Raw genomic sequence first — 14,375 nt, 5'->3', positions numbered from 1 at the left:
GGCTAATGGTTGAACGGGCTTGTTACAGGTTTAGGTGTATGACGTGTTGAGAAACTAAATGCAATTCACTATTATTTGGCAACTTAACTCGTCTATACCAAGAGGCAGTCTCCATGCAGGTAAGCAAGTGTTTGTTAGCCGCACTCTCCCTCACGGCGTTGGCCGGCACCGTCCAGGCCGCCGATGAAGTGGTGGTTTACTCCGCGCGTATCGACGAGCTGATCAAGCCGGTTTTCGATGCCTACACCGCCAAGACCGGGGTCGCGGTGAAGTTCATCACCGATAAAGAAGCACCGCTGCTGGCGCGTCTCCAGGCTGAAGGTGAAAACACTCCGGCCGACATGCTGATCACCGTGGATGCCGGTAATCTCTGGCAGGCCGAGCAGCAAGGTGTGCTCAAGCCGCTCAAGTCTGCCGTGATCGATGCCAACATCCCGCCGCAATACCGTTCTTCCACCGGTGCCTGGACCGGTCTATCGCTGCGTGCGCGGACGATTTTCTACTCCACTGAGCGCGTTCAACCAAGCGAACTGTCGACCTACGAAGCCCTGGCCGACGAGAACTGGGAAGGTCGCCTGTGCCTGCGTACCAGCAAGAAGGTCTACAACCAGTCACTGACGGCCACTCTGATTGAGACCCATGGCGCGGCCAAGACCGAGGAAGTTATCAAGGGTTGGGTCAATAACCTCGCCACTGACGTCTTCGCCGATGACACCGCGCTGCTGCAGGCCATCGACGCCGGTCAGTGTGATGTCGGTATCACCAACACCTATTACTACGGCCGTCTGCACCAGCAGCAGCCGGATCTGAAAGTGAAGCCGTACTGGCCTAACCAGAATGACCGTGGTGTGCACGTCAATCTGGCCGGTGCCGGCGTAACCAAGTACGCCCCTCACGCCGACGCGGCGCAGAAGCTGCTGGAGTGGATGACCACCGAAGAGGCCCAGGCCCTGTTCGCCGGTCTCAACCAAGAGTTCCCGGCTAACCCGAAAGTACCGGCTTCCAAGGAAGTGCAGGCGTGGGGCAGCTTCAAGGCTGACGCCATTCCGGTTGAAGTGGCCGGCAAGCGTCAGGCTGAAGCCATCATGTTGATGGATCGCGCCGGCTGGAACTGATTCAGTTCTCGCATAACGTTGCCGTTATACTCGACGCCCCGGCTTAGTCCGGGGCGTTGTGTTTTCGCTGTCGAGCAAACTGTTTCGAGGATTTTGCGTGGCTCATCCCGCCCAGCGTCGCTGGTACCCCATCGCCTTTGCTGTTGCCTTGCTGGTGCTGCTACCACTGAGTGTTCTGCTGTTTAGCTGGCATGAAATCGACCAGAAGATCTGGGCGCACCTGTGGCAAACCCAGCTGCCGCGCTTGCTCGGCAATACCCTGGTGTTGGTGTTGGGGGTAGGCGTTGGGGTCACACTGCTGGGCGTCAGCCTGGCCTGGCTGACCAGCCTCTGCGAGTTTCCTGGGCGGCGCTGGCTGGATTGGGCGCTGATGCTGCCATTCGCCATTCCGGCCTATGTGCTGGCGTTTGTGTTTGTCGGCTTGCTGGATTTTGCCGGCCCGCTGCAAACCCTGCTGCGCGAGTGGTTCGGCAGCGGCGTGCGCTTCCCGCGTGTGCGCTCCACCGGCGGGGTGATCATCGTGTTGGTGCTGGTGTTCTACCCCTATGTTTACCTGTTGGCCCGTAATGCCTTCCTGGCTCAAGGCAAAGGGCTGATGGAAGCAGCGCGGGTCCTGGGCCTGAGCCCTTGGCGGGCCTTTTGGCGCGTTGCTCTGCCGATGGCGCGCCCAGCGATTGGCGCGGGGCTGGCGCTGGCGATCATGGAGACCTTGGCGGATTTTGGCGCGGTGTCGGTGTTCAATTTCGATACGTTTACCACTGCGATTTATAAGACCTGGTACGGCTTTTACAGCCTGACCAGCGCCACCCAACTGGCCAGCCTGCTGCTGCTGGCGGTGATGTTGGTGCTTTACGGCGAGCGGCGTGCCCGTGGTGCGGTGCGCCCGACTAATGAGCGGCCGCGCGGCAAGGCGCTGTATCACCTAAGCGGAGGCAAGGCCTTCGCTGCCAGTGCGTGGTGCGGCTTGGTGTTTGCCTGCGGGTTTGTCATTCCGCTTTTGCAGTTGATCGTCTGGTTCTGGCAGCGCGGCCGCTTTGACCTGGATGAGCGCTACAGCGCGTTAATCCTGCACACCCTGTATTTAGGCGCATTGGCGGCCTTGATCACCGTCAGCGTGGCGCTGCTGCTGGCTTTCGCCCGGCGTTTGGCACCGACTAGACTGATGCGCTCAACTATTGGCTTGGCCAACCTCGGCTACGCCTTACCCGGCTCGATGCTGGCGGTGGCGATCATGCTGGCTTTCAGTTACCTCGACCGTGAGCTGGTGATTCCGCTGTCCAGTTGGCTCGGTGGTGCTGGCAAGCCGGTGTTGTTAGGTAGCCTGTCGGCGCTGCTGCTGGCTTATTTGATCCGCTTTATGGCGGTGGCCTATGGCCCGTTGGAAAACAGCCTGGCACGCATTCGGCCTTCGCTGCCGGAGGCCTCGCGCAGCCTGGGCGTCGGCGGTGTCGGGCTGTTTTTCAAGGTGTACCTGCCCCTGCTGGTGCCGGGCGCATTGTCGGCCGCGCTGCTGGTGTTCGTCGATGTGCTCAAGGAAATGCCCGCGACCTTGCTGATGCGTCCCTTCGGCTGGGACACGCTGTCGGTGCGGGTATTTGAAATGACCAGTGAGGGCGAGTGGGCGCGTGCAGCGCTGCCAGCCCTGACCTTGGTGATGGTGGGCTTGTTACCGGTGGTTCTGCTGATCCGCCGTTCGGCGCGCCGCCTGGGCTAACGCGCCATGCGGCGGGGCTGGGATGACCGGCCCCGGTGTTGCGGCTACAATGCGCGCCATTCGCAGCGGCCCAGCCTTATTTTGCCCGCGCTTGCGCCCAATTCATCGGGTGTTAGCCGGGTTGCCGCTGCACTGCCCAGCCCGCAAGGAGATACTTATGGGACAGCGCACACCGCTCTACGACTTGCACCTCGCGTTGGGTGCCAAGATGGTTGATTTCGGCGGTTGGGACATGCCGTTGCACTATGGCTCGCAGGTCGAGGAGCACCACGAGGTGCGTCGCGACTGTGGGGTTTTCGATGTGTCGCACATGACCGTGGTGGATGTCAGCGGCAGCCAGGCTAAGGCTTACCTGCAACACCTGCTGGCCAACGATATCGAGCGCCTGCAAAGCATCGGCAAGGCCCTCTACAGCGCCATGCTCAACGAACAAGGCGGAGTAATAGATGATCTGATCGTCTATCTGATGGATTTCGGTTACCGCGTGGTGGCCAACGCATCGACCCGCGACAAGGACCTGGCCTGGATGCGCCTGCAAAGCGTCGACTTTGATGTGCAGCTGCTTGAACGTAATGAGCTGGCCATGCTGGCCATTCAGGGTCCACATGCCCGCAGCAAGACCGCCGAGCTTGTGAGCTCGTCCCGTGCCAGCCTTATCCAGGGCCTCAAACCGTTCGAAGGTCAGCCGGAGGGTGACTGGTTTATCGCCCGCACCGGTTATACCGGTGAAGACGGCCTGGAAATCATCTTGCCGGCCGGCGAGGTGGTGGCGTTTCTTAATGACTTGGTGGGTGCCGGTATTTCGCCAATAGGCCTGGGTGCGCGCGATACTCTGCGCCTGGAAGCCGGGCTTAACCTGTATGGCCAAGACATGGACGAAAGCGTCACGCCGCTGGTCGCTAACATCGGCTGGAGCATCGCTTGGGAGCCGGTCAACCGAGTATTCGTCGGCCGCAGCGCTCTGCACACGCAGCAGGCTAAGGGCGTTAATGCCAAGCTGGTAGGCTTGGTGCTGGAAGAGCGCGGCGTGCTACGTGCGCATCAGGTGGTGCGGGTTGAGGGGGTTGGTGATGGCGAAATCACCAGCGGTAGTTTTTCTCCAACCCTGGGTAAATCGATTGCCCTAGCGCGGGTGCCGGCAGCGACCAGCGAGCGTGCCGAGGTGGAAATTCGCGGTAAGTGGTACCCGGTGCGGGTGGTAAAACCGACCTTTGTACGTAACGGCAAGGCCCTTATCTGAGGGCCTGGCACGGATCTGCTGCACGTCGACGATACTGCGTTAAAAACAGCCTCGGCAAGCCGCTTACGGCTAACGCGCTTTAGCGCGATCCGAAGGATGAGGGGAACGAGTAATGCTCATTTACAATCAGTAAACTCTGTCTACTCGGCTGTTTTGCCTTGTCTCGCTCTAGCTCGCGAGATCCTGAAATATATTTTGAACACCAGGGCTGGCGCGAATAGTTGCATCAGACCTGTAGCCAGAAGGATCTGGGACGTCCCGCTAGCTGCTGCTGGGGCGGCTGTTACGAGTTAAAAGACTTTCTTTCGGTATGGCCAAGGCCTGCTAAATTTCCATGACGGCGCGGTCGCCGTCATGCCAGATAAGGAACCACACATGAGCAATATTCTCGCCGATCTGCGTTATGCCGCCAGCCATGAGTGGGCGCGCCTGGAAGCTGATGGCAGTGTTACCGTCGGTATTTCCGATCACGCTCAAGAAGCGTTGGGCGATGTGGTGTTCATCGAGCTGCCGGACGTTGGTAAAACGCTGAATGCTGGTCAGGAAGCGGGCGTGGTCGAGTCGGTTAAGGCTGCTTCGGATATCTATGCGCCGATCTCCGGTGAAGTGATTGCGATCAACGACGGCCTTGCCGACAGCCCGGAAAGCGTCAATAGCGATCCTTATGGCAGCTGGTTCTTCAAGCTCAAGCCGAGCGACGTCAGCGAGCTGGACAAGCTGCTCGACGCGGGCGCTTACAAGGCCACCGCCGACAGCGACGCCTGAGGCGTAGCGTTAAACGACAAAGCCCCGCATTGCGGGGCTTTGTCGTTTAACGGGCTTAAGATCAGCCCGGCTGCACGGCTTCAACCTGCAGCAGCACACCATTCTGACCGACCACCCGAACCGGCGTACCCGCCGGTAGGTCGGCGCCTACCACCAGCCACAAGCTGTCGCCGGCTTTAATCTTGCCGCGCCCGCCACTGATCGGCTCATGCAGCGCGAAGGTGCGGCCGACCAATTCGCTGCCGCGCTGGTTGAGTCCAGGTTGGTCAGAGGGTTTCGCCGCGCTGCGTTGACGCTGCCACCAGAACACCGCCGTCAGCACCGAGAGCAGGCCGAACAGAATGAACTGCCCAGCCCAAGGCAGGCCAGGGAACACAAACGTCAGCAGGCCGACGCTGGCAGCGGCCAAGCCGATCCACAGCAGGTAGCCACCGGCGCCGAACACTTCGAGAATTAGCAACAAGGTGCCGAAGGCCAGCCAGTTCCAGTACGACAGGTGCTGTAAAAAGTCCCACATGGATTAATCCTTCTTATCACCGAAGGTGGCCTTGACGATTTCGCCGATGCCGCCAACCGCGCCGATGACCTGGCTGGCTTCCAGTGGCATGAGGATCACCTTGCTGTTGTTGGCGCTGGCCAGTTTGCCAAGGGCTTCGATGTATTTCTGCGCAACGAAGTAGTTGACCGCCTGCACGTTACCGCTGGCGATGGCCTCGGACACCATGCGCGTGGCTTCGGCTTCCGCTTGGGCGGCCCGTTCGCGCGCCTCAGCTTCGAGGAAGGCTGCCTGGCGCTGGCCTTCGGCTTTGAGAATGTCACCCTGCTTCTGCCCTTCAGCGGTGAGGATGGCCGCTTGGCGCATGCCTTCGGCTTCAAGAATTTGCGCGCGCTTGATACGTTCGGCTTTCATCTGCCCAGACATGGCGGCCATCAGATCGGCGGGTGGGCTGATGTCTTTGATCTCGATGCGGGTGATCTTGATGCCCCAGGGCGCAGTAGCCTCATCGACGGTGCGCAGCAGCTTTTCGTTGATTGCATCGCGCTGGCCGAGCATGGCGTCCAGCTCCATAGAACCGAGGACGGTGCGGATATTAGTCATCACCAGGTTGCGGATGGCGTGCTCGAGGTTGTTCACCTCGTAAGCCGCCTGGGCCGCATTGATGATCTGGAAGAAGCAAATGGCGTCGATTTCTACCGTGGCGTTATCGGCGGTAATCACTTCTTGTGGTGGGATATCCAGCACATTTTCCATCACGTTGAGCTTGCGGCCAATTTTGTCCATCACAGGCACGATAATGTTGAGTCCTGGCTTGAGGGTGTTGGTGTAGCGGCCGAAGCGCTCGACCGTCCATTCCGAGCCTTGTGGTACAACCTTAAAGCCCATGAAGACGATGGCGACGGCGAGGCCGACAAACAGAAAAATGACGCTGCCGATTTCCATGTGGTGTAGCTCCTTGCTGAATGAAGAGTGCTGTTGAGTTATCTAAGCACAGTTGCTGTGAGAGCGGCTGTCGATGGTGTTGCAAGGTGCGCCGAGCAATCGACGTATCTGGCGATCAGGGCACATGCTGCGCCAGGGCCTGGATCAAACGGGCATCGCGGGCATAGATATCCGGGTAGTAGTGCAGAGTGCCATCGGCGCTGGCTTCGGCTGTCCAGTAGGCAATCAGCAGCGGCGCAGGACGCTGCAGCCGGTATTGCTGGGTCTTGCCACTGGTGATGCGCGTTTGTACCTGCTCCAGTTCACCCGGCATGAGTAACCAGGTGAGCAGGGTGTCGACGGCCTCAACCCGCACGCAGCCAGAACTAAAGGCGCGCGGTGCCTTGCTGAACAGCTGCTGGCTGGGGGTGTCGTGCAGGTACACCGCGAATGGATTGGCGAAGCGCAGTACAACCCGACCCAGCGGGTTGTGACTGCCGGACGACTGGCGCAGAAGTATCGCGCCGGGACGCTCCCAGTTAATGCTATTGGGGTCGAGCAGGTTGCCGTCGTAGTCGATTACGCTCATCTGGTGGCGTTCGAGGTAGCCAATGTCCTCGCGAATGGCCGGTAGTTTATCTTCGCGCAGGATGGTGGGCGGCACGGTCCAGGTCGGATTGAGGGTTAGCCGGTCAATGCGCGAGGTGAGTAGCGGTGTTTGCCGTTCGGCGCGGCCGACCTGGGTGCGGCTGCGCCAGAGCAGCTGATTGTGCCGCAGGACCTGTAACTCGGCGGCTGCGACATTGATCAGTACTTCGGCTTCGCGCATGTCATCGGCCAGCCAGCGCAGACGTTCGAGATTGGCGCGCAGTTGCTCGCGGCGCATCTGCGCGCTGATATTCAGCTCAGTCAGGCTGGCGGGGCCGAGAATGCCGTCTGGATTGAGGCCATGGTCGCGCTGGAAGTTCTCCACGGCAGACTGAGTGGCCTTGTCATAGACGCTGCCCAGTGTCTCGCCTGGCGCGTCCAGATAACCCTGAGCGAACAGCCGTGCGCGGAGTGCAGGCAGCCGCGCATCGTTGCCGTCGGGTTTGAGCAGTGGTCCGCCGGTCAGTGGTGTCCACAGGTTTAGCGGCTGCAGGCGGTATTGTGCGTAGGCGCTACGCAGCTGCTGGTATTGCACGGTGGCCGGCCGTGCGCTGGCAAAGGCTGCTGCAGGGGCTTGGAGGTGCAGCAAGGCCAGCGACAAGGTCGCCATGTTTAGGTCAGGATTGGTCTTGCCAGGTGCCTGCCAGACAGGTTCCAGCCGCTCTTGCAGCAAGCGGCCACGACGCAGATGCAGCAGGGCCTGTAGGTAACTGTGGCTGGTCAGCAGTTCGGCGCAATCGCGCTGCTCGTCGACGCCTTCCGCGACCAAGCTGGGCAGCTCATATTCGCTGGGCTGTAGGCCGTCATCAGCCAACTGCGTAAGCTGTTCGCGCAATTGCAGCAGTTGCGCGCCGCTTTGCCAGGCGGGTTGCCCGTCGCGTTGTGCATAGAAAGCCTGCAGCTGCCGCTGAGCATTCTCGTCTAGGCTGCTCGGTACTGCACTGCAATGCTGCGTCAGCTCAGCCAGTAACGGACGCAGATCGTCGCGGGTGGCGAAAGGCGCATCGGCAGCATTCGCGACCAGTGGCAGGGTGAGCAGGGCGATGCTCAGGTAAGGTGTGTGTTTTTTGAACAATCTACGGCTCCAGTCCTTGGCCTAAAAGCGGGTTTACCGCTGCCAGTATAGGGGGAGCAAGGTCAGATATTGTGGCCTTAGTTAGGCACTTGAGGTATTTGCGAATGTTTGGACGTGTTGGTCGGTTCTGCCTTATCAGTTTTTGTTTTTTTTGCATGCCGCTGGCCGCAATGGCAGCAGAAGATGGCCCGCTGAAGGACTTGTCGCGGATTGCCCCTGGGCTTAACCAGCAGGCCCTGCGCCATGCCCTGGCGGCGATGCAATGCGCGGTAAATCATGGCGCTGAACCGGCTCGCCGCTTAGCGGTGATCGATTATTCGCGGCCCTCCACCGAGCGGCGCCTGTGGATCTTCGATCTGCAAAGCAAGCGTCTGTTGTTACGCGATTTTGTCGCCCATGGCCGCCAGTCGGGAGAGAACTTTGCTGAGAGTTTCTCCAATCGCTTGGGTAGTCACCAGAGCAGCCTTGGCCTGTTTCGTACAGCCGAAAGCTACCGCGGTAAACATGGTTACTCCTTGCGCATGGACGGCTTGGAGCCGGGGCTGAATGATCTGGCCCGCGAACGCGCCATCGTCATTCACGGTGCGGCCTATGTCAGCCCGAGCCTGGTGCAAAGCCAAGGGCGGATTGGCCGTAGCCTGGGCTGCCCTGCGGTTCGCCCGGAGGTGGCGAGGATGGTGGTCGATCAGCTCAAGGGTGGTCAGTTTCTGTTTGCTTGGCACTCCAATCAGCGCTGGCTAGAGGGTTCCGCCTACCTGGATTGCAAACCGCAGCGGGTGGCGAGCAGCCCTGTCCGCCAGCCGCGGTTGCCACGAAGCTAAGCTTATTTCTGTTCGCTTTGCGGGGTCACCCGCAGTACTTCCTCAATTGTAGTCAGACCGGCGCCAACCTTCTGCGCGCCGGATAGACGCAGGCTGCGCATACCCTCCTTGAAGGCGTGCCGACGCAGGGCGATAAGGTCGGTGTCAGCGGTGATCAGTGGCTTCATCGCATCATTGATCAGCATGATTTCATACACCCCGGCTCGCCCGCGGTAGCCGGTGTCACGGCACTCCAGGCAGCCCACGGCCCGGTGCGCCTGGGTTGGTAGCGGCGCATTCCAGGGTTTAGTCAGGCTCTGCCAGTCGTCTTCACCCAGCTCATGCGGTGCCTTGCAATGCGGGCACAGGGTGCGCACCAGGCGCTGCGCCATCACCCCGAGCAGGGTGGCTTTGAGCAGGTAATGCGGCACGCCCAGTTCCAGCAGTCGCGTGATAGCGCTGGGCGCGTCGTTGGTGTGCAGGGTCGACAGCACTAGGTGGCCGGTCAGCGCTGCTTGGATCGCCATTTCGGCGGTTTCCAGGTCACGAATCTCGCCGACCATGATGATGTCCGGGTCCTGGCGCATCAACGCGCGCACGCCGCTGGCGAAGGTCAGGTCGATATTGTGCTGCACCTGCATTTGATTGAAGGCGCCTTCGATCATCTCGATGGGGTCTTCGATGGTGCAAACGTTAACTTCCTGAGTCGCCAGCTGCTTGAGCGTGGTGTACAGCGTGGTGGTCTTGCCTGAGCCGGTGGGGCCGGTGACCAAGATGATGCCGTTGGGCTGGGCGGTCATGCCCTGCCAGCGTTTCAGGTCATCGGCGGAGAAACCCAGCTGATCGAAGCTTTTCAGCAACACTTCCGGGTCGAAAATCCGCATCACCATTTTTTCGCCGAAGGCCGTCGGCATCGTCGACAGACGTAGCTCGACTTCGCCGCCGTCCGGGGTCTTGGTTTTGACTCGACCATCTTGCGGTTTGCGTTTTTCCGCCACGTTCATCCGGCCCAGACTTTTCAGGCGGCTGACGATGGCCATGGTCACTTGGGGCGGGAATTGATAAACGGTATGCAGCACACCGTCGATACGGAAGCGTACGCTGCCCTGCTCGCGGCGCGGCTCGATATGGATGTCGCTGGCGCGCTGGGTAAAGGCGTACTGGAAGAGCCAGTCGACGATATTGACGATATGCGCATCGTTGGCATCGGGCTCTTGGTCTTGTGCGCCAAGGTTGAGCAGCTGTTCGAAGTTGCCGCTGCCGCTGATTTTGCTGTCGCCGGCCGAGGCGCCACTGACCGATTTGGCCAGGCGATAAAACTCCACGGTAAAGCGTTGAATATCCGTTGGGCTGGCCACCACGCGCTTAATCGGGCGCTTGAGCACGTGGGTCAGGTCGATTTCCCAGCTCGACACCAAAGGTTCGCTGCTGGCGATGGTTACGCTGTCGTTATCCACCGCTACGGCGAGAATCTTATGACGTTGGGCGAAGGCATAGGACATCAGTGGGGTGATGGCGGCGACATCGATCTTCAGTGGGTCGATGCGCAGGAAGGGTTGCCCGCACTGCTCTGCTAGCCAGCGGGTCAGGCCTTCAATTTCGAGTTTTTTGCCTGGACGTTTGAGGTCGTCGAGGTGCTGGGCGGCGAGAAACTCCAACGGGTGTTGCTGGCTGCTGATGGTGCTACGGCGGATCGCCAGGCATTGCTCGGCATTGTCTTGATTGGTCCGGCCTTGGGCGACCAACTCACGCAGCAGGTCGGCGAGTTCCAACTGGCGATCATGGGTGGTCGAGACAAATGCGGACATAACGCTCCCTAGCGGTGCTGAAAACTAAGCAATGCCGGCAGCATGACGCCAAGCAGGCCGCCTGTCTGCCGACTTAATCCATTTTTGCATGGCCGCCGATACCTGCTTTGAGCCGGGTTTAGGCACGCTTGAGCGTTTTCACACCTTCAGCGGTACCGAGCAGCAGCAGGTCTGCTGGGCGTGCGGCAAACAGGCCGTTGGTGACGACGCCGACGATGGCGTTGATCTGGCTTTCCAATTCCGCCGGGTTGACGATCGACAGGTTAAATACGTCGAGGATGATATTGCCGTTATCAGTCAGCACGCCCTCGCGGTACACCGGGTCGCCGCCGAGTTTGACCAGCTGGCGGGCGACATGGCTGCGCGCCATTGGGATGACTTCCACCGGCAGCGGGAAGGCTCCGAGCAGGGGCACCAGCTTGCTGGCGTCGGCGATGCAGATAAAAGTTTGCGCCACAGCGGCAACGATCTTCTCGCGGGTCAGGGCTGCGCCGCCGCCTTTGATCAGGTTGAGGTGTTCGTCGCTTTCATCGGCCCCATCGACATAAAACTCCAGGTCGCTGACGGTGTTCAGCTCATACACCGGAATGCCGTGGCCCTTGAGGCGCGCGGCGGTGGCTTCGGAGCTGGCCACCGCACCGTCGAATTCGGTCTTGTGCTTGGCCAAGGCGTCGATAAAGCAGTTAGCGGTGGAGCCGGTACCGACGCCGATCACACTCTTGGCGTCGAGCTTGGGCAGAATAAAGTCGACGGCAGCCTGTGCGACGGCTTGCTTGAGTTGATCTTGATTCATCATGGGACACCTGGCGTGGGAGTGGGGGGAAGGGCTCAAATTATAGCGCGCCTGCGCCGCCAGTGAGCTGGCGGCCGGGAAAACCCCTGCGTTGTGTGGTCGTGCGGCGCGGCCCTGGGGTAGACTCGCGGACTTCCTGAAAAGACGCCTGCGATCACGCCATGCTCGAACAGTACGTTAAAAAGATCCTCACCTCGCGCGTTTATGACGTGGCGGTGGAAACTCCGCTGCACGTCGCTAACCAGCTTTCCGAGCGCTTGGGCAACCAGATTTTGCTCAAGCGTGAAGACCTGCAGCCGGTGTACTCGTTCAAGATTCGCGGGGCCTACAACAAGCTGGCGCAGCTGTCGGCTGAGGAGCAGGCGTGTGGCGTGGTCACTGCATCAGCGGGTAATCACGCCCAAGGTTTGGCGTTGGCGGCCAAGGTGCTGGGAGTCAAGGCCACTATCGTGATGCCTAAGACTACCCCGGAGATCAAGGTGCAAGGGGTGCGCTCGCGCGGCGGCAAAGTGGTGTTGCATGGCGACACCTTCCCCGAAGCGCTGGCGTATTCGCTGAAATTGGTCGACGAGAAGGGTTACATCTATATCCACCCCTACGACGATCCGCACACCATCGCTGGGCAGGGCACCATCGCCATGGAGATCCTCCGTCAGCAGCCGGGCAAGCTGGATGCGATCTTCGTTCCGGTTGGCGGCGGCGGGCTGATCGCCGGGATCGCCGCCTATGTGAAATACCTGCGTCCTGAGATCAAAATCATCGGTGTCGAGCCAGATGACTCCAATTGCCTGCAAGCTGCCATGGCCGCTGGTGAGCGGGTGGTGCTGTCGCAAGTCGGGCTGTTTGCTGATGGCGTGGCCGTGGCGCAGATCGGTTTGCACACTTTTGCGGTGTGCAAAGACTATGTCGATGAGGTGATCACCGTCAGCACCGACGAGATGTGCGCGGCGATCAAGGATATTTACGACGACACTCGCTCGATTACCGAACCAGCCGGTGCGCTCAGCGTGGCTGGGATCAAAAAGTATGTGGAGCGCGAAGGCTGTCGCGGCCAGGTTTTGGTAGGGATCGACTCCGGCGCCAATGTTAATTTCGATCGCCTACGCCATGTGGCTGAGCGCGCCGAGTTGGGCGAGAAGCGCGAAGCGATCATTGCCGTGACCATCCCCGAGCAGCCAGGTAGCTTCAAAGCGTTCTGCGAGGCCATCGGCAAACGGCAAATCACCGAATTTAACTACCGCTATCACCAAGACCGTGAAGCCCACATCTTTGTCGGCGTGCAGACTCATCCGGAGAATGATCCGCGTACTGCTCTGGTGCACGGCCTGCGTGAGCAAGGCTTCCCGGTGCTTGACCTGACCGATAACGAGTTGGCCAAGCTGCATATTCGCCACATGGTCGGTGGACATGCGGCGGCAGTGCCGGATGAAGTGGTGCTACGTTTCGAATTCCCCGAGCGGCCGGGCGCGCTGTTTAATTTCTTACAAAAGCTCGGTGGCCGCTGGAACATCTCGATGTTCCACTATCGCAACCACGGCGCTGCCGATGGCCGTGTGGTCGCAGGCCTGCAGGTGCCGAGCGCCGAGCGTCATCTGCTGCCGGCGGCGCTGGATGCCATCGGTTATCGCTATTGGGATGAGAGCGATAACCCAGCGTACAAACTCTTTCTTGGATAAGCCGGATACCCGGTAGGACTGAACTGATGGAACACTACCCGTTGCTGAAAATGCTGCACATGCTGCCCGGGATATTCTTGCTGCTGGGGGTTCTGGCGCATATTTTTATGCTGTGGAAGGCAGCGCGTAGCGGTGATACGGCCATATTGCAGCGCAAACTCAAACGGACCCGGCTGATTAGCCTGCCGGTGCTCGGTCTGCTGGCCTTGAGTTTGCCGGTAACGGGCTGGTGGCTAGTTGATTTAACCGGTTTACCCCTCAGCCAAACCTGGCTGCTGGCCAGCAGCGTGCTGTTTGCCGTGATGGTGCTGCTCGGTCTGTTGCTCAATGGCCGTCTGGCTGCTTGGCAAGCGTTGGGCGATCGCCCTGCACCCGCCAGCCTAAAGCGTCTTGCTGCAGTTTATGGCGTACTGATTATCGTGCTGTTGCTGACGATCATGGGCCTGATGGGCGCCAAGCCGGTTTGATTCTCTGACCCAGCAAAAACGCCGCCTGATTAGGCGGCGTTTTTCGTAGCGGCGGGTTTAGCGCAGCGAGATCACTGGCCAGCCACGTTTCTCGGCTTCGGCGCGCAGGTTCGGGTCGGGGTCGACGGCAAGCGGGTGGGTGACCTGTTCCAGTAATGGCAGGTCGTTCAGCGAGTCGCTGTAGAAGTAGCTATCGGCCAGGCTTAGACCGGTTTCGCCGAGCCAGCGGTTAAGGCGGGTGACCTTGCCTTCCTTGAAACATGGCACGTCGGTGGTGCGGCCGGTGTAGCGGTCATCAAGCATCTCGCACTCGGTCGCCAATAGGGTGTCGACCCCCAGGCGTGCGGCAATCGGCGCGGTAACGAAGCGGTTGGTGGCGGTGATGATGAGCAGCTTATCGCCGGCTTCGCGGTGCTCGGCGAGCAGTGCCTCGCCTTTTGCCAGGATGATCGGCTCGACGCAGTCGCGCATAAACTCGCGGTGCCACTGGGCCAGTTGAGCCATTTCGGTGCGGCCGAGGATTTCTAGGCTGAAATTCAGGTAGTCGGTGATGTTCAGGCACCCGGCTAAATAATCCTCATAAAACGCGTCGTTGCGCGCCTTGTAGGCAATGCCGTCGAGGATGCCACGCTCACACAGATAATCGCCCCAGGCGTGATCGCTGTCGCCGCCGAGTAGGGTGTTGTCGAGATCGAATAAAGCCAAACGCACGGGACACCTATGATCGCAAAGGTCTGAGGGGGCTGAGGATAACGGCTTTTAGAGGTCATTCCTATTACGCGGGCGGCTTGCGTTGCCGCTGCCGCAGCCTTTGTGGAACAATGCCGAAACATGCGTTTACGAGGTTGTGCGCC

General features: G+C 60.1%; 13 protein-coding genes. 7 read left to right on the top strand and 6 right to left on the bottom strand.

The annotated features are described in order from the left end of the window. The first annotated feature begins 113 nt into the window (after window positions 1-113). From BMZ32_RS06105 to gcvH, 4 genes are all read left to right on the top strand, one after another. Window positions 114-1,115 carry an extracellular solute-binding protein gene (locus BMZ32_RS06105; RefSeq protein WP_090240559.1) on the top strand — a complete coding sequence of 334 codons (1,002 nt, stop codon included), beginning with the start codon at window positions 114-116 and terminating at the stop codon, window positions 1,113-1,115. A 97-nt stretch (window positions 1,116-1,212) separates the two neighbouring features. Next, window positions 1,213-2,829, top strand: a complete 1,617-nt coding sequence (locus BMZ32_RS06100; RefSeq protein ID WP_090240558.1) for an ABC transporter permease — start codon at window positions 1,213-1,215, stop codon at window positions 2,827-2,829. A 157-nt stretch (window positions 2,830-2,986) separates the two neighbouring features. Beyond that, entirely contained in the window at window positions 2,987-4,069 is a 1,083-nt protein-coding gene (gene gcvT / locus BMZ32_RS06095; RefSeq protein ID WP_090240556.1) for a glycine cleavage system aminomethyltransferase GcvT, read from the top strand. A 375-nt stretch (window positions 4,070-4,444) separates the two neighbouring features. Further along, window positions 4,445-4,834: a glycine cleavage system protein GcvH gene (gene gcvH, locus BMZ32_RS06090; protein ID WP_090240555.1), complete on the top strand. Its 390-nt coding sequence runs from the start codon at window positions 4,445-4,447 to the stop codon at window positions 4,832-4,834. A gap of 61 nt (window positions 4,835-4,895) precedes the next feature. Here gcvH and BMZ32_RS06085 read toward each other — a convergent pair whose 3' ends face one another. From BMZ32_RS06085 to BMZ32_RS06075, 3 genes are all read right to left on the bottom strand, one after another. Beyond that, entirely contained in the window at window positions 4,896-5,351 is a 456-nt protein-coding gene (locus tag BMZ32_RS06085) for an NfeD family protein (protein ID WP_090240553.1), read from the bottom strand. 3 nt (window positions 5,352-5,354) lie between these two features. Then, window positions 5,355-6,275: an SPFH domain-containing protein gene (locus tag BMZ32_RS06080; RefSeq protein ID WP_090240552.1), complete on the bottom strand. Its 921-nt coding sequence runs from the start codon at window positions 6,273-6,275 to the stop codon at window positions 5,355-5,357. A gap of 115 nt (window positions 6,276-6,390) precedes the next feature. After that, on the bottom strand, window positions 6,391-7,977 hold the full coding sequence (locus BMZ32_RS06075) for a L,D-transpeptidase family protein (RefSeq protein ID WP_090240550.1): 1,587 nt from the start codon (window positions 7,975-7,977) through the stop codon (window positions 6,391-6,393). Between the two features lie 104 nt (window positions 7,978-8,081). On the opposite strand from BMZ32_RS06075, the gene BMZ32_RS06070 reads away from it, so the two are divergent. After that, complete coding sequence (locus BMZ32_RS06070; RefSeq protein ID WP_090240548.1) at window positions 8,082-8,798, top strand: murein L,D-transpeptidase catalytic domain family protein; 717 nt, start codon at window positions 8,082-8,084, stop codon at window positions 8,796-8,798. 2 nt (window positions 8,799-8,800) lie between these two features. On the opposite strand, the gene tfpB is transcribed toward BMZ32_RS06070, so the two are convergent. Next, a complete protein-coding gene (gene tfpB / locus BMZ32_RS06065; RefSeq protein ID WP_090240546.1) occupies window positions 8,801-10,585 on the bottom strand; it encodes a type IV pilus assembly ATPase TfpB in 1,785 nt (594 codons plus the stop codon). A 118-nt stretch (window positions 10,586-10,703) separates the two neighbouring features. After that, the gene (gene rpiA / locus BMZ32_RS06060; protein WP_090240545.1) at window positions 10,704-11,378 is read right to left on the bottom strand and encodes a ribose-5-phosphate isomerase RpiA; all 675 of its coding nucleotides are present in this window, start codon (window positions 11,376-11,378) and stop codon (window positions 10,704-10,706) included. Between the two features lie 161 nt (window positions 11,379-11,539). On the opposite strand from rpiA, the gene ilvA reads away from it, so the two are divergent. Further along, on the top strand, window positions 11,540-13,054 hold the full coding sequence (gene ilvA, locus BMZ32_RS06055) for a threonine ammonia-lyase, biosynthetic (RefSeq protein ID WP_090240543.1): 1,515 nt from the start codon (window positions 11,540-11,542) through the stop codon (window positions 13,052-13,054). A gap of 26 nt (window positions 13,055-13,080) precedes the next feature. Next, window positions 13,081-13,521, top strand: a complete 441-nt coding sequence (locus BMZ32_RS06050) for a DUF2269 family protein (RefSeq protein WP_090240542.1) — start codon at window positions 13,081-13,083, stop codon at window positions 13,519-13,521. 57 nt (window positions 13,522-13,578) lie between these two features. Here the strand turns inward: BMZ32_RS06050 and BMZ32_RS06045 are convergent, their stop codons facing one another. Beyond that, the gene (locus tag BMZ32_RS06045; RefSeq protein WP_090240540.1) at window positions 13,579-14,232 is read right to left on the bottom strand and encodes a histidinol-phosphatase; all 654 of its coding nucleotides are present in this window, start codon (window positions 14,230-14,232) and stop codon (window positions 13,579-13,581) included. Window positions 14,233-14,375 lie beyond the last annotated feature (143 nt).

Source organism: Pseudomonas guineae, from assembly GCF_900113745.1.
Classification (GTDB): Bacteria; Pseudomonadota; Gammaproteobacteria; order Pseudomonadales; family Pseudomonadaceae; genus Aquipseudomonas; species Aquipseudomonas guineae.
This window is presented reverse-complemented; position numbering and strand designations above follow the sequence as displayed.